This window comes from Staphylococcus sp. GDY8P67P (genome assembly GCF_017892545.1).
GTDB lineage: Bacteria > Bacillota > Bacilli > Staphylococcales > Staphylococcaceae > Staphylococcus > Staphylococcus ureilyticus.
On sequence record NZ_JAESLH010000029.1, the window covers coordinates 237,771 to 261,423 of the forward strand.

Consider the following 23,653-nt stretch of genomic DNA (forward strand, 5'->3'; position numbering starts at 1 on the left):
TTCTTAAAAATATGGAAGCGTATACTCTAATTAATTGAAAATCATCAGAAGTAAGGAGATGGGGAAATGACATTACAGCTTAATGGTGAAAATTTAACAATAAATGCAATTAAAGATTTTTTATATCAAAGTGATGATGTAAAAGTAACAGAGGATGCTTATGAACGTGTAAAACAGAGCCGTGTAACAGTAGAAAAGATTATAGATGATAAAGAAACAATTTATGGTATAACGACTGGATTTGGCTTATTCAGTGATGTACGTATTGATGAGGGAGAATACAATCAATTACAAGTCAATTTAATTCGTTCACATGCATGTGGTATCGGGAAACCTTTTTCACAAGATGTCGCGTTAGTGATGATGGTTTTACGTCTAAACACATTGTTAAAAGGTCATTCTGGTGTGACAATTGATTTAGTAGATCAAATCATATATTTTATTAACAACAGAATTATTCCAGTTATTCCACAACAAGGGTCTCTTGGTGCATCGGGTGACTTAGCACCACTTTCACATTTAGCTTTGGCGTTGATTGGAGAAGGTAATGTCTATTATAAAGGTGAAGAAGAAGACAGTCGGTATGTCTTAAATTTATTAAATCGTGAACCTTTGAGCTTACAGGCTAAAGAAGGTCTAGCTTTAATTAATGGTACGCAAGCTATGACTGCACAAGGTGTAATTAATTATATAGAAGCGGAAGATATTGGTTACCAAGCAGAGTGGATTGCTGCATTAACACATCAAGCTTTAAATGGCATTACGGATGCATATCATGAAAAAGTGCATCACGCTCGAAATTTTCCAGAACAGATAGATGTTGCTTCACGCATGTTAGACTGGCTCGAAGGTTCTAAATTAACAACGACACAAGGAGAAATTCGCGTTCAAGATGCTTATACATTACGCTGTATTCCACAAATACATGGCGCAAGCTTCCAGGTGTTTAATTATGTAAAAGAAAAACTTGAATTTGAAATGAATGCGGCGAACGACAATCCATTAATATTTGATGAAGATGATGAAACATTGGTTATTTCTGGAGGGAATTTCCATGGCCAACCGATTGCATTTGCATTAGATTTCTTAAAGTTAGGGGTAAGTGAATTAGCTAATGTTTCGGAAAGACGTCTAGAGAGATTAGTAAATCCACAATTAAACAATGGTTTGCCAGCATTTTTAAGCCCTCAACCGGGTTTACAGAGTGGCGCGATGATTATGCAATATGCAGCTGCAAGTCTTGTTTCGGAAAATAAAACACTCGCACACCCTGCTAGTGTGGATTCTATTCCATCATCAGCTAATCAAGAAGACCATGTTTCTATGGGGACAATTGCTTCACGCCATGGCTACCAAATGATTGAAAATGCACGTCGTGTGTTAGCAATAGAAGCAATTATCGCACTTCAAGCGGTAGAATATAAAGATGTCGAAAAATTATCACCTAAAACTTATGAAAAATATCAAGCTTTACGAAAAGTTGTACCATCTATCACTGAAGATCGCCAATTTCATAAAGATATAGAAGCTGTTTCACAGTATTTATTAGATCAAGCTTATACTAATTAAGTTGAGTGAATTTTTAATGAACATTCAGCGATTGCATAATCTTGGCCTTGAAAAGTAATAGGTTATTTGCTATATTGAAATCAAGTAAATAAAGCTATTGTTCGTAGGATAAGTAGTGTTGCACTTCTGGTTTCAGAGAGCTTGTGGTTAGTGAGAACAAGTAATCAGGGTCAATGTGAATCTACCTACTATATGAGAACAACCGGGTTTAACCGTTATTTTGGTGAAAGTGCAGTCTCTTTTGACTGTTAAATAGGGTGGCAACGCGTAAAGACCACGTCCCTTGTACAGGGATGTGGTCTTTTTTGTGTTCTATTCTTAAAAAAATAGAAATTGAAAGGATGGAAAGGGACATGTTAGACATTAAACTATTTCGTAATGACCCAGAGTTTTTAAAAGACAAAGTTGCAAAACGTGGTATGGATACAAAAGTAGTAGATGATGTATTATCACTTGATGACAAACGCCGTGAATTAATTCGTAAAGCTGAGGAAATGAAAGCTGAACGTAACAAAGTAAGCGGTGAAATTGCTGAAAAAAAACGGAATAAAGAAAATGCAGATGATGTAATCGCAGAAATGAGAAAATTAGGTGATGACATCAAATTGTTAGACAATGATTTAAATGATGTGGATAAAGAATTAGAAGACTTATTATCTCGCATTCCAAATACAATTCATGATGATGTACCTGAAGGCGATTCTGATGAAGATAATGTCGAATTAAAGCGTTGGGGCACACCAAGGGAATTTGATTTTGATGAAAAAGCACATTGGGATCTAGTAGAGTCATTGCAAATGGCTAATTTTGAACGAGGCGCAAAAGTCGCAGGAGCAAGATTCGTGTTCTTAACTGGCGAAGGTGCACAGTTGGAAAGAGCATTAATGAATTATATGGTTACAAAACATACGACGCAACATGGTTACACAGAAATGATGGTACCACAATTAGTAAATGCTGATTCAATGTATGGTACTGGCCAATTACCAAAATTTGAAGAAGATTTATTCAAAATTGAAAAAGAAGGATTATATACAATTCCAACAGCAGAAGTACCATTAACAAATTATTATCGCAATGAAATTATTGGTCCGGATGTCTTACCTGCTAAATTTACTGCGCAATCAGCGTGTTATCGTAGTGAAGCGGGCTCAGCTGGTAGAGATACAAGAGGATTAATCCGATTACATCAATTCGATAAAGTAGAGATGGTACGTTTTGAAAAACCAGAAGATTCTTGGCAAGCGTTAGAGGAAATGACAGAACATGCAGAAGCAATTTTAGAAGAGTTAGGCTTACCGTATCGTAGAGTTATTTTATGTACAGGTGACATAGGCTTTGGCTCAAGCAAAACGTATGACTTAGAAGTATGGTTACCAAGCTATAATGAGTACAAAGAAATCAGCTCTTGTTCAAATATTACTGATTTCCAAGCACGTCGTTCTAATATTCGTTTTAAACGTGAGAAAACAGCAAAACCAGAATTAGTGCACACATTGAATGGAAGTGGTTTAGCAGTAGGTCGTACATTTGCTGCAATCGTAGAAAACTATCAAAATGAAGATGGTTCAGTCACTATTCCAGATGCGTTAGTACCATATATGGGTGGTAAAACAGTGATACACCCAGTTAAAGAAAAATAGAATTCGTTTAAATGAATTCATCAGCGATATTTGAGATAGTTTAAATATTAAACTTTCAAAATAGTGGTTACAAGTTAATACTGAAGTGCAAGTAGAGGTTGAGATAAATGAATGTCTCAACCTCTCATTTTATACGAATAATGAATTATAAGGCTTTTAATCTATTAAATGGCTTAATATTTTTAAAGTAAAGAAAGGGGAGGGGAGGTGTTAAATATCTCAGTTTTCAGTTTTTTAAATTTGTAAAATGACTTATTTTATTCAAATGATAAGGGGTGAGTCTAAAATAATAACACAATATTCTGAAATATAAAATGCCAATTTAATAAGGTTTTTAGACGCCGGTAAGTCTTAGGTCATACATACCTCAGTCTAAAGATATTGAATATGTCTTTTGCTTTGTATTAAACTAGTTCTATTATTTTTATAAAATGTTTGGGAGGTGGCATGATGACAACACATCTAACTTTTAAGCAAGGTGTAAAAGAATGTGTACCGACTTTGTTAGGTTATGCTGGTGTTGGTCTTTCCTTTGGTATTGTTGCAGTGGCTTCAGGTTTCAATTTAATTGAAATTATTTTATTATGTTTACTTATTTATGCAGGCGCAGCACAATTCATTATTTGTGCATTAGTCATTGCTGGAACTCCAATTTCTGCAATTGTCTTAACGACATTTATTGTGAATTCTAGGATGTTTTTATTAAGTATGACCTTAGCACCAAGTTATAAAGGATATGGGTTTTGGAATCGTATAGCCATGTCTTCTCTGATTACAGATGAAACATTTGGTGTCGCTATTACACCACATCTAAAAGGTGAAAAAATCAATGATCGTTGGCTACATGGATTAAATATCACTGCATATTTATTTTGGACATTTGCAAGTGTTGTTGGTGCTATTTTTGGTAAGTACATAACGAATCCCGATGCATTTGGGTTAGATTTTGCTATTACTGCAATGTTTATATTCCTAGCTGTTTCGCAATTCGATGCTATTAAGCAGTCACAAGTTAAAACATATTTAGTATTAATTGTTTGTGTAATTTTGTTAATGCTTATTTTAAGTTTCTTTATGTCTTCATACGTAGCAATCATCATAGCGTCGACAATTACTGCGGGATTAGGGGTGGTGATCGATAAATGACAACGACTTTACATATGTTATTAATTATTGTTTTATGCGGTGTGGTAACGTGGTTGACACGTATTATACCTTTTATATTAATTACAAAAATCAAACTATCTGAGACAGTCGTAAAGTGGCTTTCTTTCATTCCCATCACATTATTTACTGCATTGATTGTAGACGGCGTCCTAGAACAACATGAAGGTTCAATGGTGTATAGTGTTAATTTACCGTTTTTAGTGACGATGCTTCCAACAATAATCATTGCCATTATTACACGGAGTTTAACGATTACGATTGTCAGTGGTATTTTAATAATGGCAATTTTAAGATGGATATTTTAAATATATTATTGAAGTGGCTCACATTATCCGTTAGAATAGCAATAATTAGAAAATTTTGATAATTTTAATGAAATACTTGTTAAAATGGATATTTGATTTATGCATAGCTTTTTACAATTAAAATTAAATCTTATTTCGAGAAGCAGAGGGATTTGGCCCAATGAAGCTTCAGCAACCGACTTTAATAAGCACGGTGCTAATACCAACGATTCGCTCGAATAATAAGTATTGTAACTTCTTACTTATTATAAATAGGTGAGAAGTTTTTTTACTAAGTAGGAGGTAAATGATGACAAATTATACGGTTGATACATTAGAATTGGGACCATTTACAACTGAATCAGGTGAAACGATTTTAAATTTAAAATTACGTTATGAACATGTAGGATATGAAGGACAGCCACTTGTGCTTGTATGCCATGCACTGACTGGTAATCATTTGACCTATGGTACGGATGACAATCCTGGTTGGTGGAGAGAGATTATAGATGGGGGATACATGCCTATACATGATTATCAATTTTTAACATTTAACGTGATCGGTAGTCCGTATGGTTCCAGTTCGCCATTTACAGATGCTGATTTTCCTAAGCATTTAACATTGCGTGATATTGTCAATGCAATCGAATTAGGTATTCAAACATTAGGGTTTGATCGAATTAGTATTTTAATCGGTGGGTCTTTAGGAGGTATGCAAGCGCTGGAATTATTGTATAATCATAAATTTGAAGTAGATAAAGCAGTAATTTTAGCTGCGACTGATAAGACTTCCTCATATAGTCGTGCATTTAATGAAATTGCGAGACAGGCGATTCGATTAGATCATGGTGAAGGTATGAGCATAGCAAGGCAGCTTGGTTTCTTAACGTATCGCTCCTCCAAAAGTTATGATAGACGATTTACACCTGATCAAGTTGTAAACTACCAGAAACATCAGGGGAACAAGTTTAAAAAGCATTTTGACCCATTGAGTTATTTAAGCCTGCTAGACGTCTTAGATAGCCACGATATAGATAGAGATCGTACTGATGTAGATGAAGTGTTTGGACGTCTGGATACTAAGGTTATGACTATGGGCTTTACGGATGATTTGTTATATCCAGACGATTTAGTATATGCCACAGGTGCGCGATTTAAATATCACAAGCATTGCTTTGTGCCAGATAATGTAGGACATGATGGTTTCTTATTGAACTTTAATGATTGGGCACCTAATTTATATCATTTTTTAAAAGTTTCTAAGTTCAAAAGAAAATAACGATATGATTTATTTTAGTTTATTTTGTATGATAAGACGTCTAGGATAGTTATTTTATCCTTTATGAAAGTTAAAATAACTTTTTTCCTATGATGTCTTCTTTTTTTATAGCGAGCAAAATATGAAATTTGAAGTTGGAATCAACGACGGAAATGCAATTTAAAAAGGCGTTCGTTTTCAGATATTGGCCCCGATATTGAACTTCTGACAAAAAGAATTGTCAATAATTGTATAAAAGTTTTAAAGAGGTTAAAATAATAAACATAGACAAAAATTGTATAGGAGTGGCGAATTTGTTTTCTAAAATACATACTAAAGCCACTATACTTAGTGTAATTACGTTAATTATAGTTGCTTTAGCTTTACATATATTACCGATACTTGGACTCGTGTTGAGTTTATTTGCAACAATTCCAGGTATTATTTTATGGCATAAATCTGTAGAATCTTTTGGCTTAACGGCAGTCATTACAGTTGTGCTAACTACGTTATTAGGTAATATATTCGTGTTAAGTATCATGATCCTCTTGTTCGTAGTAAGTTTTGTAGTGGGTCAATTATTAAAAGAACGAACATCAAAAGAACGTATACTATATATAACAACGACTTTTATTAGTATTATTGCATTAATTGCATTTATGGTGTTACAAGCATCAAAAAAAATATCGAGTGCTGCTTCATTAATCAAACCGATTAAAGAACAGATGTATCACATAATTTCCAGCGCTTCAGTCAACGCAGATTATAAACAAATGTTTGAAGAGGCTTTCCGCCAATCAGCAGTACAACTACCAAGTTATATAATCATTGGCGTATTTCTACTTATATTAATCAATTTAATTATCACTTTTCCAATCTTGCGTAAATTCAAAATCGCTACACCCATATTCAAACCATTATATGCTTGGCAAATGAAGCGTTCTGTCTTATGGATGTATATTATTGTATTAATTTGTGTTATGTTTTCAACGCAACCAAGTGCGTTTCAAACGATCGTCTTAAACTTTGAAATTGTGTTATCATTATGTATGTACATTCAGGGGTTAAGTGTGATTCACTTTTTCGGAAAAGCGAAATCAATGCCGCCAGCACTTACAGTGATATTAATGGTAATAGGGACAATTTTAATGCCATTAACACATATTGTGAGTCTCCTGGGATTTGTAGATTTATGTATCAATTTAAAACGTATCATTAAAAAATGATTTGAGGTGGAAAAATGAACCGTCAATCCACTAAAAAAGCGTTGATTTTACCATTTATTATTATGGTGCTCACAGCAATAGCGCTTGTCGTCGTTTGGTTTATTTTTAATCAATTGATTGCAGGTATAGCTACTGTTGTATTACTCATCATAATCGTAGGGACAGTACTAATGGTAAGACAAGCTTTACAAAAATTGGATAACTATGTAGATAATCTGAGTGGAAAAATCTCAGCAAGCAGTAATACTGCTATTAAAAGATTACCTATTGGGATGATTATCTTAGATGAAAACGAAAACATAGAGTGGATGAACCAATTTATGTCGGATCGTCTAGATCGAAATGTAATTTCTGATCCAGTCAATGAGGTATATCCTAATATATTAAAACAGTTAGAAAAAACACAAGAAGTGGAAATTCAAGAAAATGAATATCACTATCGCGTGAGATATTCAGAAAAAGAACATGTATTGTATTTCTTCGATATAACAGAAGAAATACATACACAAGAATTATATGAAGCATCTAAACCAATTATTGCAACACTATTTTTAGATAACTATGATGAGATCACACAAAATATGAATGATACGCAACGTTCAGAGATTAACTCTATGGTCACGCGTGTAATCAGTAGATGGGCAACTGAATATAACATTTATTTCAAGCGTTATAGTTCAGACCAATTTGTTGCCTATTTAAACCAACGTATTTTAAATGAAATTGAAGCATCTAATTTTAGTATACTGAGTCAATTACGTGAAAAAAGTGTGGGTTACCGTGCGCAATTGACATTAAGTATTGGTGTAGGTGAAGGCTCAGAGAATTTAATCGATTTAGGTGAATTATCTCAATCTGGACTTGATTTAGCATTAGGTCGTGGTGGCGACCAAGTTGCGATTAAGCATATGAACGGAAATGTGCGTTTTTATGGTGGTAAGACTGACCCTATGGAGAAACGTACACGTGTTAGAGCACGTGTGATTTCTCACGCACTAAAAGATATATTAATGGAAGGAGACAAAGTCATCATTATGGGACATACGCGTCCTGACTTAGATGCTATTGGTGCAGCGATTGGTGTCTCACGATTCGCTATGATGAACAATTTGGATGCTTACATTGTGTTGAATGATTCAGATATAGATCCGACGTTACGTCGTGTGATGAATGCAGTCGATGAAAAGCCTGAACTAAAAGAGCGTTTTATTACATCTGACGAAGCATGGGACGTCATGACGTCTAAGACAACTTTAGTAGTTGTAGATACACATAAACCAGAAATGGTTATTGACGAAAACATATTAAACAAAGCTAATCGTAAAGTTGTGATTGATCATCATAGACGTGGTGAAAGCTTTATCTCTAGTCCACTATTGGTTTATATGGAACCATATGCAAGTTCAACTGCAGAACTAGTGACTGAATTGCTAGAATATCAACCAACAGAACAACGATTAACACGTTTAGAGTCGACAATTATGTTTGCGGGTATTATTGTAGATACACGTAATTTCACATTGCGTACAGGTTCAAGAACATTTGATGCGGCAAGTTATTTACGTGCACATGGTGCAGATACAATATTAACGCAGCACTTCTTGAAAGATGACTTAGATACGTACATTAATCGTACTGAATTAATCCAAACAGTGAAACTACAAGACAACGGTGTCGCAATTGCACATGGTTCGAATGAAAAAATCTATCATCCTGTAACAGTTGCACAAGCAGCGGATGAACTGTTAAGTTTAGATGGTGTAGAAGCTTCGTATGTAGTTGCTAGAAGAGAAGATAATTTAGTCGGTATGTCTGCCCGCTCACTCGGTGCAGTTAATGTTCAGCTGACAATGGAAGCACTTGGTGGCGGTGGCCATTTAACTAATGCAGCTACACAATTAAAAGATGTCACTGTTGATGAAGCAATCGAACAATTACAACAAGCTATAACAGAACAAATGAGTAGGAGTGAAAATTCATGAAAGTAATATTCACACAAGACGTTAAAGGTAAAGGTAAAAAAGGCGAAGTTAAGGATGTACCAGTAGGCTATGCCAACAACTTCTTATTGAAGAAAAATTATGCAGTAGAAGCTACACCAGGTAATTTAAAACAACTTGAAAAGAAAAATGAAGCTGCAGAAGCGGAACGCCAACAAGAAATTGAAGATGCTAAAAAATTAAAAGAAACATTGAGTCAAATTGAAGTTGAAGTATCTGCTAAAACAGGCGATGCGGGAAAATTATTTGGTTCAGTAAGTACTAAACAAATCGCTCAAGCACTACAACAACAACACGATATTAAAATTGACAAGCGTAAAATGGATTTACCAAACGGTATACATGCCTTGGGTTACACAAATGTACCAGTTAAATTAGATAAAGAAGTAGAAGGTACAATTCGTGTACACACAGTTGAACAATAAAAACGGATTGAGATATGAGGTGTAATCATAATGGATGGAATGTATGAACAAAATCAAATGCCCCACAGTAATGAGGCTGAACAATCTGTCTTAGGTGCCATTATCATAGATCCGGAATTGATAAACAGAACTCAGGAAGTCTTACTTCCTGAGTCCTTTTATAGAGGCGCGCATCAACACATCTTTAGAGCCATGATGAACCTCAACGAAGATAATAAAGATATTGACGTGGTTACAATTATGGATCAACTGTCACATGAAGGACGACTAAATGAAGCGGGTGGCCCACAATATCTAGCAGAATTATCTAGTAATGTACCGACAACTCGAAATATTCAATATTATACAGATATCGTATTTAAGCATGCAACAAAACGTAAGTTGATACAAACTGCTGATAGCATTGCTAACGATGGTTATAACGATGAATTAGAATTAGATACAATCTTGAACGATGCAGAACGTCGAATATTAGAATTGTCATCTACACGTGAAAGCGATGGATTCAAAGATATTAGAGATGTGCTTGGAGAAGTGTATGAGAATGCAGAATTACTTGATCAAAATAGTGGTCAAACGCCTGGTATTCCAACTGGTTATCGAGATTTAGACCAGATGACTGCGGGCTTTAACCGTAACGATTTAATTATTCTGGCTGCCAGACCGTCAGTAGGTAAGACTGCCTTCGCACTTAATATTGCGCAAAAAGTTGCTACACATGAAGACCATTTCTCAGTAGGTATATTTTCACTGGAAATGGGTGCAGATCAATTAGCAACACGTATGATTTGTAGCTCTGGCAACGTAGATTCTAACCGTTTGAGAACGGGTATGATGACGGAAGAAGACTGGAATCGCTTTACTATAGCAGTAGGTAAATTATCTAGAACAAAGATATTTATTGATGATACACCAGGTATTAGAATTACAGATATTCGTTCAAAATGCCGTCGTTTAAAACAAGAACACGGTTTAGACATGGTAGTCATTGACTATCTGCAATTAATCTCAGGTAGTGGTTCGAGATTCTCAGATAACCGACAACAAGAAGTATCAGAGATTTCTCGTACATTAAAGGCGATTGCCAGAGAAATGGAATGTCCGGTTATAGCATTAAGTCAGTTATCACGTGGCGTAGAGCAACGTCAAGATAAACGGCCAATGATGAGTGATATTCGTGAATCAGGATCAATTGAACAAGATGCTGACATCGTCGCATTCTTATATCGTGATGATTACTATAATCGTGGCGAAGATGAAGACGATGATGATGGAGATACGAACTTTGAACCACAAACAAATGATGATAATGGTGAGATTGAAATTATAATAGCGAAGCAACGTAATGGCCCAACAGGGACTGTTAAATTACATTTTATGAAGCAGTATAACAAATTTACAGATATTGATTATGCACATGCAGACATGGGTTAAGAAAAAAGAATAAAATTTATTTTTCCGTACGATTTTTAAATACTTTTATTAATTGTACGGTTTTTGTTTGTTTTTAGTTCTTTCGTTTTTGATGAAGTATGTGTTGTGAAAAAGTGGATATCGGTTTGAAAACCTTGATGACACTATGTTTAAGGTGTGCAATAGCTTTTTTGTACACTCAACAAAATTTGAAAAAATGTAAAAAATCAATGTTCGATTTTTGTTTGCATTATTAGTGTGGTATTGGTAGAATACTTAATGGTTAATTGAGAAAAACTTGGAGGTGCTCATATGTCATCAATCGTAGTTGTTGGGACACAATGGGGAGACGAAGGTAAAGGTAAAATCACAGACTTTTTAGCAGAACAAGCAGATGTTATTGCACGTTTTTCAGGTGGTAACAATGCAGGTCATACAATTAAATTTGGTGGCGAAACATATAAATTGCACTTAGTACCATCTGGTATTTTCTATAAAGAAAAACTAGCAGTTATTGGAAATGGTGTAGTTATAGATCCAGTCGCATTATTGAAAGAGTTAGACGGTTTAAATGAAAGAGGTATTTCTACAGATAATTTACGTATTTCAAATCGTGCTCAAGTTATTTTACCTTATCACATAAAACAAGATGAATATGAAGAAGAACGCCGTGGAGATAATAAAATTGGTACTACGAAAAAAGGTATCGGTCCTGCTTATGTAGATAAAGCACAACGTATCGGTATCCGTGTAGCAGATTTATTAGACAAAGAAACGTTTGAAAAATTATTAAAAGAAAATATTGAATACAAATCAGCATATTTTAAAGGTATGTTTGATAAAGCATGTCCTTCATTTGAAGAAATCTTTGAAACTTATTACGCAGCAGGTCAACGTTTAGCAGAGTTCGTTACGGACACTGCAAAAGTATTGGATGATGCATTTGTAGCTGAAGAAAAAGTATTATTTGAAGGTGCACAAGGCGTTATGTTAGATATCGACCACGGAACATATCCATTTGTTACGTCAAGTAACCCAGTTGCAGGTAACGTAACTGTTGGTGGTGGCGTTGGTCCAACTTACGTATCTAAAGTTATTGGCGTATGTAAAGCTTATACATCACGTGTCGGTGATGGCCCATTCCCAACAGAACTATTTGATGATGATGGACACCACATCCGTGAAGTTGGCCGTGAATACGGTACAACTACAGGCCGTCCACGTCGTGTAGGTTGGTTCGACTCAGTTGTATTACGTCACTCTCGTCGTGCGAGTGGTATTACCGATTTATCAATCAACTCTATCGATGTATTAACAGGTCTAAAAGAAGTGAAGATTTGTACAGCTTATGAATTAGACGGTAAAGAAATTACTGAATATCCAGCGAACTTAAATGACTTACAGCGTTGTAAACCGATTTTTGAAACGTTACCAGGTTGGACTGAAGATGTTACAAGTTGTCGCTCATTAGATGAGTTACCAGACAATGCACGTAGATACTTAGAACGTATTTCTGAGTTGTGTGACGTTCAAATTTCAATCTTCTCTGTAGGACCAGACCGTAATCAAACAAACTTATTAAAATCATTATGGTAAGCCGTTTACCTATGTTAACGGATTTATAAATGTAAAATAATAAAATGTTGATATGAAAGAAACACCTTGTTGATGTAGCCTGAGATGGACATCTTTACAAGGTGTTTTTATTTATATCGTTGAATGTGTTACATATTGATTACGAAAGTTTAGAATGTGATCGACTGCTAGCTGATAACCTGTTTTATTACTAGATTGTATAGATTTAACTTTTCTGATATTACGCTGATAGCTTGGTATTTCATCTAGCATGTTTAAGACGATTTGTTTTAAATCATGAGACGTTATATTTTCTAGTTGTAACTGACGACCAACAAGTAGTTTTTCGATTTGGCGAGCCACAACAGGTTGATCCGCGCTTTGTGGAAAAGCTAACATAGGTACTTCCATCAACATTGCTTCATTTGTACTATTCATACCAGCATGTGTTAAAAATAGTGTCGTATGTTGCAATAATTCTGTTTGTGGCACAACATGTTCAACAGTAAAATTAGATGGTATCGCATTGAAATCTTCAAGTTGATTATCATGACCGATTGATACAACAAATGAAGCATTGATATCTGCAAATGCTTCAAAGCAAAGATTGAAAAATTCAATATTTTGATTAAATACCGTTCCAAGAGAAATATAAACGACTGGTCGTGTGGTATCAATGTGATCCATAAAGCCAGAATCTTTAGGTTCGAGTATGGAAGGACCAACAAATTTGTAATATTCAGGGTCAAAGGCGTCATAACCGACTTGGAATCCTTTCATTACATAAGAGATATTAATATTTCCCGGGTTATTCATGACTTCAAAACGGGAAGGAATGGTTACATCATATGTTGATTCAACATGGGCTTTCAAAGTGTTAAATGTTTCATCAGCATGTTGAATTTCTTGTTTGCTCACAGTCGAAGTTAAATGATTAATGAATGTTTCAAAAGATGTTTTTGTATGGGCAAATGAAGATACTGATGAAATCGATGGTAAATTTAATTTTTGCGCTAATATATAACCGCAACTAAACATAGAATCATGAATCATATAATCAAAATGCTCATTTTCAGTTTCTCTTAAAATTTGTGGCACAATGATATCTACAGTTTTTAATAAACCATTGATCACATTAAATAAATGATGATTTTCATGATCAGTGAAAGCTGTCATAATCGCTTCTGTAGGTAACGTTCTAATTTCAGCACCAGTATCTTTCAATTTATCTTTATATATATCGCTCGCGTAGTAAACAGCTTCTTCGCCACGATTGACTAGTTCTTTAACAACTGCAATTGTTGGGTTTACATGTCCAGCAGAACCTGGATTTACAAATAATATTTTTGCCAATATTGAGCCTCCTTATTTATACTAATTATAATTTTAGCAAAATAAATTTAAAACAAAAAAGATTTTGTATTTATTATTTGGGTTTTGAAATAAAAATGAAAAAGTAGATAATTATAGAGCAAATCACAGAGTATTGATGCTCAAAAAATAAGTTATAAAGCAGATAAAATACTGATTTGTCAGCGTTGAGCATTATTTTCTTACTTTATACATTAATGATAGAAAATTATACTAAATAAATTTAAAAAATAGCTTGTCAACCATAATGAGAGTTGATATAATTTATCTTGTGCTTAAGAGAGGCTCCTTGGTCAAGCGGTTAAGACACCGCCCTTTCACGGCGGTAACACGGGTTCGAGTCCCGTAGGAGTCACCATTTTTAGGTCTCGTAGTGTAGCGGTTAACACGCCTGCCTGTCACGCAGGAGATCGCGGGTTCGATTCCCGTCGAGACCGTATTGCCCATCCAATAGGATGGGCATTTTTTTGTGCAATTTTCTAAGCTACATATTTCAAACTCAATTCAATTGAAGGTAGTTGTTATGGATGCATGAATTTTAAAGTGAGCGCCTTCGTTTGCGTAACGAACTGATGCTAGGTGAATGGTCAATTTAAAATGTAGACTTTAAAATAATTCATGTTAGTGCAAATTAGCTCAGTTCATAAAAGTATCGTTGTAAACGTGATGCATTCCCAGTATAAGCGACCTCATGTTCAAAATATGACAAAGGCATCTCAAAATAATCTTAGCCAAAATAACATGTCCCTTGCTGAGATATGTATCACTTTTTTATAGACTATGGGCAATATAGTCGCACAGTGATATCATGTTGTGTAGGCTTAATATATCTATTATTAACCTATTAATAGTAAAAAATGTTATAATTTTACAATATACCAATTTATTTTTTTGTTTAGAAAAATAGAATTAGCACGCTATAAATGGTAAATTATATTATAGAGAAATGCGTAGAAAAATATGTAAACGTACTACAATTTAGAAATGAGGTTTATAAATATGGCTAGAAAAGTTGTGGTAGTAGATGACGAAAAACCAATTGCTGATATTTTAGAGTTCAACTTGAAAAAAGAAGGTTATGAAGTATTCTGTGCATATGATGGCAATGACGCAGTAGATTTAATATATGATGAAGAACCAGACATTGTCTTATTAGACATTATGTTACCTGGTCGCGATGGCATGGAAGTGTGCCGTGAAGTACGCAAAAAATATGAAATGCCAATTATTATGCTAACCGCAAAAGACTCAGAAATCGATAAAGTGTTGGGTCTTGAACTTGGTGCCGATGACTATGTGACGAAGCCATTTAGCACGCGTGAATTAATTGCGCGTGTCAAAGCAAACTTACGTCGTCATTATTCACAACCAGCACAAGAAGTAAACGATGCATCTAATGAAATTACAATAAAAGATATTGTTATCTATCCAGATGCATATTCTATTAAAAAACGTGGTACAGATATTGAATTAACACACCGTGAATTCGAACTGTTCCATTATTTATCTAAACACATGGGTCAAGTTATGACACGTGAACATTTATTACAAACTGTTTGGGGCTATGACTATTTTGGTGATGTACGTACAGTAGACGTAACGATTCGTCGCTTACGTGAAAAAATTGAAGACGATCCATCACATCCAGAATATATAGTGACACGCCGTGGTGTTGGATACTTCCTCCAACAACATGATTAGGGGACAATATTAAATGAAGTGGCTTAAACATTTTCAATCTCTACACACGAAACTTGTTATTGTCTATGTATTGTTAATCGTAATCGGTATGCAGATTATCGGTTTATACTTTACCAATAGTCTAGAAAAAGAATTAACACAAACATTTAAAAATAATATCTCGCAATATGCGAAACAAATAGAAATTAATATAGAAAAAGTCTATGACGAAGACAACTCGGTCAATGCACAAAAAGAAGTACAAAATTTATTGAATGAGTATGCTAATAGACAAGAAATAGAAGAAATTCGTTTTATTGATAAAGATCAAATTATCATGGCTACCTCAAAGCAGTCTACGCGTAGTCTAATAAATCAAAAAGCTAATGACAGCTCGATACAAAAAGCGCTATCTCTAGGAGAAATTAATAGCCATACGGTATTGAAAGACTATGGTAATGGTAAACAACGTGTGTGGGTCTACAATTTACCTGTGAAGACATCAGATGATGGGACAATTGGTGATGTTTATATAGAAGCAGATATCAATGATGTCTACAACCAATTGAGCAACATCAACCAAATCTTTATTGTTGGGACAGGCATCTCGCTATTAATTACTGTGATATTAGGTTTCTTTATTGCGCGCACAATCACAAAGCCAATTACTGATATGCGTAACCAAACTGTTGAGATGTCTAAAGGTAACTATACGCAACGTGTTAAAATTTACGGTAATGATGAAATTGGTGAACTTGCACTAGCCTTCAATAATTTATCCAAGCGTGTACAAGAAGCACAAGCAAATACGGAAAGTGAAAAACGACGCTTAGACTCTGTTATTACACATATGAGTGATGGTATTATCGCAACTGATCGTCGTGGCCGTGTGCGTATTGTCAACGATATGGCACTAACGATGCTAGGCATGATGAAAGAAGAAATTATCGGTCATTACATGTTAAATATGCTTAAATTAGAAGAAGACTTTTCATTAGATGAAATTCAAGAAAATAATGATAGTTTCTTATTAGATATCAATGAAAGTGAAGGCATTATTGCTCGTGTAAACTTCAGCACAATCGTACAAGAGACTGGCTTTGTTACAGGCTATATTGCCGTACTTCACGACGTAACAGAACAACAACAAGTGGAACAAGAACGTCGCGAATTCGTCGCGAATGTTTCACATGAATTACGTACGCCGTTAACGTCCATGAATAGTTATATCGAAGCATTAGAAAGCGGTGCATGGAAAGATGATGCGTTAGCACCACAATTCCTATCAGTGACACGTGAAGAGACGGAACGTATGATTCGACTCGTTAACGATTTATTACAATTATCAAAAATGGATAACGAATCAGATCAGATTACCAAAGAAATTGTCGACTTTAACATGTTTATCAATAAAATTATTAACCGCCATGAAATGTCAGCGAAAGATACGACATTTGTACGTGAAATTCCAAAACAAACCATCTTTACGGAAATTGATCCAGATAAGATGACACAAGTGTTTGACAATGTCATTACCAACGCTATGAAGTATTCACGCGGCGATAAACGCGTTGAGTTTCACGTGAAACAGAACTCACTGTATAATCGTATGACTATTCGCGTTAAAGATAACGGCATTGGTATCCCTATCAATAAAGTAGATAAAATCTTTGACCGTTTCTATCGTGTAGATAAAGCACGGACACGAAAAATGGGTGGCACAGGATTAGGTTTAGCCATTTCTAAAGAAATTGTCGAAGCGCATAATGGTCGCATCTGGGCAAATAGTGTAGAAGGACAAGGTACGTCAATCTTTATTACGCTTCCATGTGAAGTACTAGAAGATGGTGATTGGGATGCAGAGTAAAGAGCTAATTAAATCTATTATTCTATTTCTTTTAGTACTCATGAGTGCGATTTTAACTTATATGACATGGAACTTTTCACCCGATTTGGCTAATGTAGATAAACAAGATAATAGTAAAAAAGAAGCGAAATCAAACACAATCGGTAAACCTTTGAAACAAGGCATGCCACAAGTAATTACACCATATCAAGTCATTCACTCAAAAGGTGAAAGCACAGAAGGTATGGAAGCAACACGCAGCAATGTCGAAGAAACAATTAAACCATTGAAAAATCACCGTGTATTACACGCGGAACAAATGCATAGCAATCATAATTTAATTATTCCAGACTTGAGCGATGAATTTTTAGTATTGGACTTCACCTATGATATGCCACTCGCTACATATTTAGGTCAAGTTTTAAATATTAATGCCAAAGTACCCAACAACTTTAAATTTGATCGCCTGTTAATAGATAACAATCAAGATGGCAAAATAAAACTTTATGCGATAAGTAAAGATAGACACAATGTTGTACGTATGACGACAACGGTGAAGGCAGATAAATTCACGGAAGCATTGGAAAAGCAGCACAAACATATGCAACCTTACACAGAAATTATTACCAATAAAGATACGATAGATAAAGCGACACATATCTTTGCACCGAAGTCACCAAAAGGACAAAAATCCTACCATACAATCTATAATCACATTAGTGTGGATACCATGAATTCAATACTATTTAACGATTCTGTTGTAGTGCGTAGCTCAAGAAGTGGCTCAGTCACTTACAACAATAATACAGGTGTAGCCAATTACAACGATGAAACCGAAAAATATCGCTACACAAATCTATTAGAAGATGAAAACCGTTCAACAAACATGCAAGAAAGCATTCCAAGTACCTATGCATACATCAATAATCACGGTGGTTTTACAGATGATTTCAGATTGTTCCATACGGACGACAAACGTGGCGATCTGACTTATCAAATGTTCTTGAATGGACGACCAACGTTTAACGACGACGATTTAAATACATTGAAAGTCTCTTGGGGCAATAAAGGTATTTACGGCTATGCGCGTACGTTATTAAAAGCGAATGTGACGATTGATAGTGGCGAAAAAGAAGTCAACCTGCCAGGTGCTGAAACTGTGCGTTCGGAACTCGCCAATAATCCTGAAATTGATTTCGAAAAGGTTACCAACATGACGATTGGTTACCGAATGGAAGATAAACAGGACAACGGAGATATAGAAATCCAGCGCAACAGTGAATTTAAGCCATGTTGGTATGTAGAGTACGATGACAAGTGGCGTGCATACAAAGATGGGGGGCTAGAATAAATGAACTGGAAACACACGAAAACGTTATTTATTTTTGTATTTATTCTAGTAAATATTAGCCTTATCATCATCTATATTGATAAAGTCAATAAATCTCATATTAACGATAGCGCTGAAGAAAATGCAGTGAATTTTAAACAAGAAAAAATAGAAATTCCTGAAAATTTGCCAAGTGTTAAAAATATAGAAATGCAATTGCTCACTGCAAGATCTAATGATTTTTCATCTTATGCAAAAGCACGTTCAAGTATTTCAAGCGAAGCAGACGGTCAAAAAATCAAAGGTGAAATCAATGACCCGATTGATGTGAGTAATGACCAATACACAGATTTAAAATCATATGTTAAAGATAAAATCTTTAAAGGCCAAAATTACGAAATGAGTAAAATTGACGATAAACACGTCACCTTTGAACAGACTTACAACGATTTTCCAATAATGAACAATAGTAAAGCACAACTTAAATTTAATATCAATGACGATGGTAAAGCGTCGAGTTACAGACAAACCGCTATGAAATCGATAGAGCCATCAGAAGGTGCAAACAACGATAAGAAACAAGTAAATACTGCGAGAAGTTCGATAGAAGCACTGTATTATAATCGTTATCTTAAAAGAAACGATGAAGTGACCAACGTCCGACTCGGCTATTATACCGTCGTTAAAGAGCCTAACGTGCAAGTACTAGAAGCCAATTGGGAAATCAAAGTAAAACATAAAGACGAATCCAAGACATATTACGTCGAAGCCATTTCAGACAGTCCAAAGATAGTTGAAGAATAGTGCAAACATAGTATTTATGACTTCACGCAAGCACACCGTTTAGTGAGTATTGAAAGATTTATCATAAAAATAAGAGAGCGGATATACGAAATCAAAAGTATATCCGCTCTTTTATTTTGTACTTTGAGACACAGTATTTTAAAAAACAAGGCACCACATTAAACATTAAATTCAATTTAAGCTTCAAAGTATGTTAAAATAGATTATTGTTAAATCAAAGTTATAAACCAACTGCGTTGATTTAAGATGAACGCATGTAAACATAAATATGTACCACATAGGATAGTTCAAAAGTACATAATTTAAAAAACAGTTTCAGCAGATATAAAAAACTTTAATAATTAGACAGAGGGCATGTTGAGGTCACATAAACCGTAGACTGCCTATACAAATTATAAGCAACGAGTGTTTATCGATTAGAAAGGGTGAATCGCTTGATACGAATGAGTGTCTTAGCGAGTGGTAGTACAGGAAACGCCACTTATGTAGAAAGTGATAAAGGTAGTATTCTCGTCGATGCAGGCCTGACAGGTAAGAAAATGGAAGAACTGTTTGGCCAGATCGACAAACAAATTAAGCATTTAAACGGCATTTTAGTAACACATGAACATTCCGACCATATCAAAGGCCTCGGTGTCTTAGCGCGTAAATACGGATTGCCAATATACGCAAACGAAAAAACATGGACAGCGATTGAAAAGAAAGATAGTAAAATCCCAATGGATCAGAAATTCATTTTTAATCCATACGAGACTAAGTCTATTGCAGGCTTTGATATTGAATCATTCAACGTGTCTCACGATGCCATAGATCCACAGTTTTATATCTTCCATAATAATTATAAAAAATTCACGATACTTACAGACACAGGTTACGTTTCAGATCGCATGAAAGGCATGATTCAAGGCAGTGATGCTTTCGTATTCGAAAGTAATCACGACGTTGACATGCTTCGTATGTGCGGCTATCCATGGAAGACAAAACAACGTATCCTTAGTGATATGGGACACGTATCTAATGAAGATGCAGGGCTTGCCATGACAGACGTCATTACAGGCAACACGAAACGCATCTATCTATCCCACTTATCACAAGACAACAACATGAAAGATCTTGCCCGCATGAGCGTTGGCCAAGTCCTAAACGAACACGACATCGATACAGAGAAAGAAGTGCTCCTCTGCGACACAGACAAAGCTCAAGCCACACCAATATACACACTATAGTAAGAAGCCCTTGCCCTTCATTGAAGAAGTGGTTAGGGCTTTTTTGTGCATTAATCCAAGACTACTGTAAGCTATTGTTGAAATGGCATGTTTGAATAGTTAGATGATTTTAATGGGTGAGCTGAAGATGATTCAAAGCGTAGTTGGCATATGAAATGAAATTGAGTACTTCTTAATACGATGGCTAAACGTAAATCTAGTTAAAGCACCAGTTTTCATATTATTGAGTTATCGGAGACTTATGCATGAGCCTTAGCTTAGTCTCACTTTAACGCTAGTCATCTTGCTGTGATGGCACGACGAAATTATTTTAACTAAATTAGAGTTTTGTTTAACAAGCGATTTTTATAAAATGATTAGTCCATTAAAGTAGTTACATATATGCATTTACCTTATAATTTATAAACAGTGGATAACTTGCCTAATAGCTTGAACGAACATGATATTTTGTAAAATAAGCGTAAATTTTGTGAATAAGTATGTAAGACAATCGGCAACTTATCCACGTATTTATCCAAAGTTATCCAGAGATGTGCACAATTAACAGAGAAATACCCACATTATACACAGATTTATCCACAAATAAACAGGTTACCCACTGTTATTTGTGAAAAAAACGTAAATTATTTTAAATTATCGTATACATTCCTGTTATAATAAGAGGGAATTGTGTGAATAAGTGCATAACTTGTGGATAAGTCTAATAACTATTGATTTTTAAGCTTTTACAGGAGGCAAATTATGAAAATTACTATACTTGCAGTTGGCAAATTAAAAGAAAAATACTGGAAACAAGCCATAGCTGAATACGAAAAACGTTTAGGTGCGTATTCCAAAATTGAAATTATCGAAGTACCAGATGAAAAAGCACCCGAAAATATGAGTGACAAAGAAGTTGAACAAGTGAAAGAAAAAGAAGGCCAACGCTTACTAGCAAAAGTAAACCCACAATCCACAGTCGTTACTTTAGAAATAAAAGGCAATATGCTGACTTCTGAAGGACTTGCTAAAGAATTAGAAAGCCGTATGACACGCGGTCAAAGCGACTTCACATTTATTATCGGTGGTTCCAATGGCTTGCATCAAGACGTCTTAAACAGAAGCGACTACGCCCTATCATTCAGTAAAATGACATTTCCACACCAGATGATGCGCGTCGTCTTAATTGAGCAAGTCTACCGTGCGTTTAAAATTATGCGCGGTGAAGCATATCATAAATGATGCGGTTTTTTCAGCCGCTTCATAAAGGGATTTTGAACGTATCGGAACGGGTTCTGTTGCAAAGTAAAAAAATATAGCTAACCACTAATTTATCATGTCAGTGTTCGCTTAACTTGCTAGCATGATGCTAATTTCGTGGCATGGCGAAAATCCGTAGATCTGAAGAGACCTGCGGTTCTTTTTATATAGAGCGTAAATACATTCAATACCTTTTAAAGTATTCTTTGCTGTATTGATACTTTGATACCTTGTCTTTCTTACTTTAATATGACGGTGATCTTGCTCAATGAGGTTATTCAGATATTTCGATGTACAATGACAGTCAGGTTTAAGTTTAAAAGCTTTAATTACTTTAGCCATTGCTACCTTCGTTGAAGGTGCCTGATCTGTAATTACCTTTTGAGGTTTACCAAATTGTTTAATGAGACGTTTGATAAACGCATATGCTGAATGATTATCTCGTTGCTTACGCAACCAAATATCTAATGTATGTCCCTCTGCATCAATGGCACGATATAAATAGCTCCATTTTCCTTTTATTTTGATGTACGTCTCATCAATACGCCATTTGTAATAAGCTTTTTTATGCTTTTTCTTCCAAATTTGATACAAAATTGGGGCATATTCTTGAACCCAACGGTAGACCGTTGAATGATGAACGTTTACACCACGTTCCCTTAATATTTCAGATATATCACGATAACTCAATGTATATCTTAGATAGTAGCCAACGGCTACAGTGATAACATCCTTGTTAAATTGTTTATATCTGAAATAGTTCATACAGAAGACTCCTTTTTGTTAAAATTATACTATAAATTCAACTTTGCAACAGAACCGTATTATGGAATAGAGATGTTGGTAACATTTATACAGGATCATTATACTTAAGTTTAATTTCGTTATTACAGAACCACACATTCCAACCAGAAGAGAAAGTATGTCTATTTAGTTATGGTTCAGGAGCAGTAGGAGAAATCTTTAGTGGTTCAATCGTTAAAGGATATGACAAAGCATTAGATAAAGAGAAACACTTAAATATGCTAGAATCTAGAGAGCAATTATCAGTCGAAGAATACGAAACATTCTTTAACAGATTTGATAATCAAGAATTTGATTTCGAACGTGAATTGACACAAGATCCATATTCAAAAGTATACTTATACAGTATAGAAGACCATATCAGAACATATAAGATAGAGAAATAAACTAGTGGCCGATTGTGCTTGATGAGCTTGGGACATAAATCCTAACTCGAAATAAATAAGCATATCACTAAACTGATTTTTTAAAGTTTACAGTGATATGCTTATTTTTTTATCTTACGATTTTGTACGTGCATGCTTGCCTAGGGGTATGGCTCGAGCCATTAGTCTCTCGCACATACTATTCCCTCAGGCGTCAGCACTTACAAAATCGGTTGTAATTTTCATTTTTATACGCATTCTTACTGAGATTATACTAATAAGAGGAATAGTAAAAGCAATTCTAAGTAAAATTGCAGATAAGAGGTTTGTTAAAAGCAGTTCTAAGTAAAATTGCAGATAAGAGGTTTGTTAAAAGCAGTTCTCAGTAAAATTACAGATAAGAGGTACGTTAAAAGCAGTTCTCAGTA

19 protein-coding genes, 2 tRNA genes, 1 riboswitch and 1 other annotated feature are annotated in these 23,653 nt (G+C 34.9%); of the genes, 19 read left to right on the top strand and 2 right to left on the bottom strand.

Features of this window, described 5'->3' with window-relative positions:
- The first annotated feature begins 66 nt into the window (after positions 1-66).
- From hutH to KA833_RS11890, 10 genes are all read left to right on the top strand, one after another.
- Positions 67-1,569 (top strand): histidine ammonia-lyase, encoded by a 1,503-nt coding sequence (hutH, locus tag KA833_RS11845; RefSeq protein ID WP_107520580.1) that lies wholly within the window; start codon positions 67-69, stop codon positions 1,567-1,569.
- A gap of 96 nt (positions 1,570-1,665) precedes the next feature.
- Positions 1,666-1,856 (top strand) — a binding site (T-box leader).
- Between the two features lie 66 nt (positions 1,857-1,922).
- Complete coding sequence (gene serS / locus KA833_RS11850) at positions 1,923-3,212, top strand: serine--tRNA ligase (protein WP_107520581.1); 1,290 nt, start codon at positions 1,923-1,925, stop codon at positions 3,210-3,212.
- 450 nt (positions 3,213-3,662) lie between these two features.
- On the top strand, positions 3,663-4,358 hold the full coding sequence (locus tag KA833_RS11855) for an AzlC family ABC transporter permease (protein ID WP_210128317.1): 696 nt from the start codon (positions 3,663-3,665) through the stop codon (positions 4,356-4,358).
- Entirely contained in the window at positions 4,355-4,684 is a 330-nt protein-coding gene (locus tag KA833_RS11860; protein ID WP_046207181.1) for an AzlD domain-containing protein, read from the top strand. The genes KA833_RS11855 and KA833_RS11860 overlap by 4 nt, the downstream gene beginning before the upstream one ends.
- Before the next feature lie 127 nt (positions 4,685-4,811).
- Positions 4,812-4,912, top strand: a riboswitch (SAM riboswitch).
- Positions 4,913-4,973: 61 nt separating this feature from the next.
- Positions 4,974-5,942, top strand: coding sequence for a homoserine O-acetyltransferase MetX (gene metX, locus KA833_RS11865; protein WP_046207182.1), 969 nt, complete (start codon positions 4,974-4,976; stop codon positions 5,940-5,942).
- Positions 5,943-6,220: 278 nt separating this feature from the next.
- Positions 6,221-7,147: a DUF2232 domain-containing protein gene (locus tag KA833_RS11870; protein WP_178137696.1), complete on the top strand. Its 927-nt coding sequence runs from the start codon at positions 6,221-6,223 to the stop codon at positions 7,145-7,147.
- A gap of 14 nt (positions 7,148-7,161) precedes the next feature.
- Complete coding sequence (locus KA833_RS11875; RefSeq protein ID WP_046207184.1) at positions 7,162-9,129, top strand: DHH family phosphoesterase; 1,968 nt, start codon at positions 7,162-7,164, stop codon at positions 9,127-9,129.
- Complete coding sequence (gene rplI, locus KA833_RS11880) at positions 9,126-9,572, top strand: 50S ribosomal protein L9 (RefSeq protein WP_046207185.1); 447 nt, start codon at positions 9,126-9,128, stop codon at positions 9,570-9,572. The genes KA833_RS11875 and rplI overlap by 4 nt, the downstream gene beginning before the upstream one ends.
- A 30-nt stretch (positions 9,573-9,602) precedes the next feature.
- Positions 9,603-11,006: a replicative DNA helicase gene (gene dnaB / locus KA833_RS11885; RefSeq protein WP_046207186.1), complete on the top strand. Its 1,404-nt coding sequence runs from the start codon at positions 9,603-9,605 to the stop codon at positions 11,004-11,006.
- Between the two features lie 291 nt (positions 11,007-11,297).
- Positions 11,298-12,581, top strand: coding sequence for an adenylosuccinate synthase (locus tag KA833_RS11890; RefSeq protein ID WP_070038546.1), 1,284 nt, complete (start codon positions 11,298-11,300; stop codon positions 12,579-12,581).
- 111 nt (positions 12,582-12,692) lie between these two features.
- Here KA833_RS11890 and KA833_RS11895 read toward each other — a convergent pair whose 3' ends face one another.
- On the bottom strand, positions 12,693-13,913 hold the full coding sequence (locus tag KA833_RS11895) for a macrolide family glycosyltransferase (RefSeq protein ID WP_210128316.1): 1,221 nt from the start codon (positions 13,911-13,913) through the stop codon (positions 12,693-12,695).
- 301 nt (positions 13,914-14,214) lie between these two features.
- Between KA833_RS11895 and KA833_RS11900 the strand changes: the two genes are divergently transcribed.
- The 8 genes from KA833_RS11900 (at position 14,215) to rlmH (ending at position 22,038) form a co-directional block, all read left to right on the top strand.
- Positions 14,215-14,289, top strand: a tRNA-Glu gene (locus KA833_RS11900).
- A gap of 6 nt (positions 14,290-14,295) precedes the next feature.
- Positions 14,296-14,368 (top strand) — tRNA-Asp (locus KA833_RS11905).
- Between the two features lie 562 nt (positions 14,369-14,930).
- Positions 14,931-15,632: a response regulator YycF gene (gene yycF, locus KA833_RS11910; RefSeq protein ID WP_019468531.1), complete on the top strand. Its 702-nt coding sequence runs from the start codon at positions 14,931-14,933 to the stop codon at positions 15,630-15,632.
- Between the two features lie 13 nt (positions 15,633-15,645).
- Entirely contained in the window at positions 15,646-17,478 is a 1,833-nt protein-coding gene (walK, locus tag KA833_RS11915; RefSeq protein WP_046207189.1) for a cell wall metabolism sensor histidine kinase WalK, read from the top strand.
- Entirely contained in the window at positions 17,468-18,808 is a 1,341-nt protein-coding gene (locus KA833_RS11920) for a YycH family regulatory protein (RefSeq protein ID WP_046207190.1), read from the top strand. Before walK ends, KA833_RS11920 begins: the two co-directional genes overlap by 11 nt.
- On the top strand, positions 18,809-19,591 hold the full coding sequence (locus KA833_RS11925) for a two-component system regulatory protein YycI (protein WP_046207191.1): 783 nt from the start codon (positions 18,809-18,811) through the stop codon (positions 19,589-19,591).
- A 425-nt stretch (positions 19,592-20,016) separates the two neighbouring features.
- Complete coding sequence (locus KA833_RS11930; protein WP_107360062.1) at positions 20,017-20,817, top strand: MBL fold metallo-hydrolase; 801 nt, start codon at positions 20,017-20,019, stop codon at positions 20,815-20,817.
- 741 nt (positions 20,818-21,558) lie between these two features.
- On the top strand, positions 21,559-22,038 hold the full coding sequence (gene rlmH / locus KA833_RS11935) for a 23S rRNA (pseudouridine(1915)-N(3))-methyltransferase RlmH (RefSeq protein WP_210128315.1): 480 nt from the start codon (positions 21,559-21,561) through the stop codon (positions 22,036-22,038).
- A gap of 108 nt (positions 22,039-22,146) precedes the next feature.
- Here rlmH and KA833_RS11940 read toward each other — a convergent pair whose 3' ends face one another.
- A complete protein-coding gene (locus KA833_RS11940; RefSeq protein WP_001106057.1) occupies positions 22,147-22,821 on the bottom strand; it encodes an IS6-like element IS257 family transposase in 675 nt (224 codons plus the stop codon).
- A gap of 35 nt (positions 22,822-22,856) precedes the next feature.
- Here KA833_RS11940 and KA833_RS11945 point away from each other — a divergent pair, with 35 nt between their 5' ends.
- Positions 22,857-23,246 (top strand): hydroxymethylglutaryl-CoA synthase, encoded by a 390-nt coding sequence (locus KA833_RS11945; RefSeq protein WP_020444595.1) that lies wholly within the window; start codon positions 22,857-22,859, stop codon positions 23,244-23,246.
- The last annotated feature ends 407 nt before the right edge of the window (positions 23,247-23,653 follow it).

What these genes read in the sequence shown, in the direction of transcription:
- KA833_RS11920 (WP_046207190.1), top strand. Translation starts at nt 17,468, where the DNA reads ATGCAGAGTAAAGAGCTAATTAAATCTATTATTCTATTTCTTTTAGTA.
- metX (WP_046207182.1), top strand. Translation starts at nt 4,974, where the DNA reads ATGACAAATTATACGGTTGATACATTAGAATTGGGACCATTTACAACT.
- hutH (WP_107520580.1), top strand. Translation starts at nt 67, where the DNA reads ATGACATTACAGCTTAATGGTGAAAATTTAACAATAAATGCAATTAAA.
- KA833_RS11860 (WP_046207181.1), top strand. Translation starts at nt 4,355, where the DNA reads ATGACAACGACTTTACATATGTTATTAATTATTGTTTTATGCGGTGTG.
- KA833_RS11855 (WP_210128317.1), top strand. Translation starts at nt 3,663, where the DNA reads ATGACAACACATCTAACTTTTAAGCAAGGTGTAAAAGAATGTGTACCG.
- KA833_RS11890 (WP_070038546.1), top strand. Translation starts at nt 11,298, where the DNA reads ATGTCATCAATCGTAGTTGTTGGGACACAATGGGGAGACGAAGGTAAA.
- KA833_RS11875 (WP_046207184.1), top strand. Translation starts at nt 7,162, where the DNA reads ATGAACCGTCAATCCACTAAAAAAGCGTTGATTTTACCATTTATTATT.
- dnaB (WP_046207186.1), top strand. Translation starts at nt 9,603, where the DNA reads ATGGATGGAATGTATGAACAAAATCAAATGCCCCACAGTAATGAGGCT.
- KA833_RS11940 (WP_001106057.1), bottom strand. Translation starts at nt 22,821, where the DNA reads ATGAACTATTTCAGATATAAACAATTTAACAAGGATGTTATCACTGTA.
- walK (WP_046207189.1), top strand. Translation starts at nt 15,646, where the DNA reads ATGAAGTGGCTTAAACATTTTCAATCTCTACACACGAAACTTGTTATT.
- rplI (WP_046207185.1), top strand. Translation starts at nt 9,126, where the DNA reads ATGAAAGTAATATTCACACAAGACGTTAAAGGTAAAGGTAAAAAAGGC.
- yycF (WP_019468531.1), top strand. Translation starts at nt 14,931, where the DNA reads ATGGCTAGAAAAGTTGTGGTAGTAGATGACGAAAAACCAATTGCTGAT.
- serS (WP_107520581.1), top strand. Translation starts at nt 1,923, where the DNA reads ATGTTAGACATTAAACTATTTCGTAATGACCCAGAGTTTTTAAAAGAC.
- rlmH (WP_210128315.1), top strand. Translation starts at nt 21,559, where the DNA reads ATGAAAATTACTATACTTGCAGTTGGCAAATTAAAAGAAAAATACTGG.
- KA833_RS11925 (WP_046207191.1), top strand. Translation starts at nt 18,809, where the DNA reads ATGAACTGGAAACACACGAAAACGTTATTTATTTTTGTATTTATTCTA.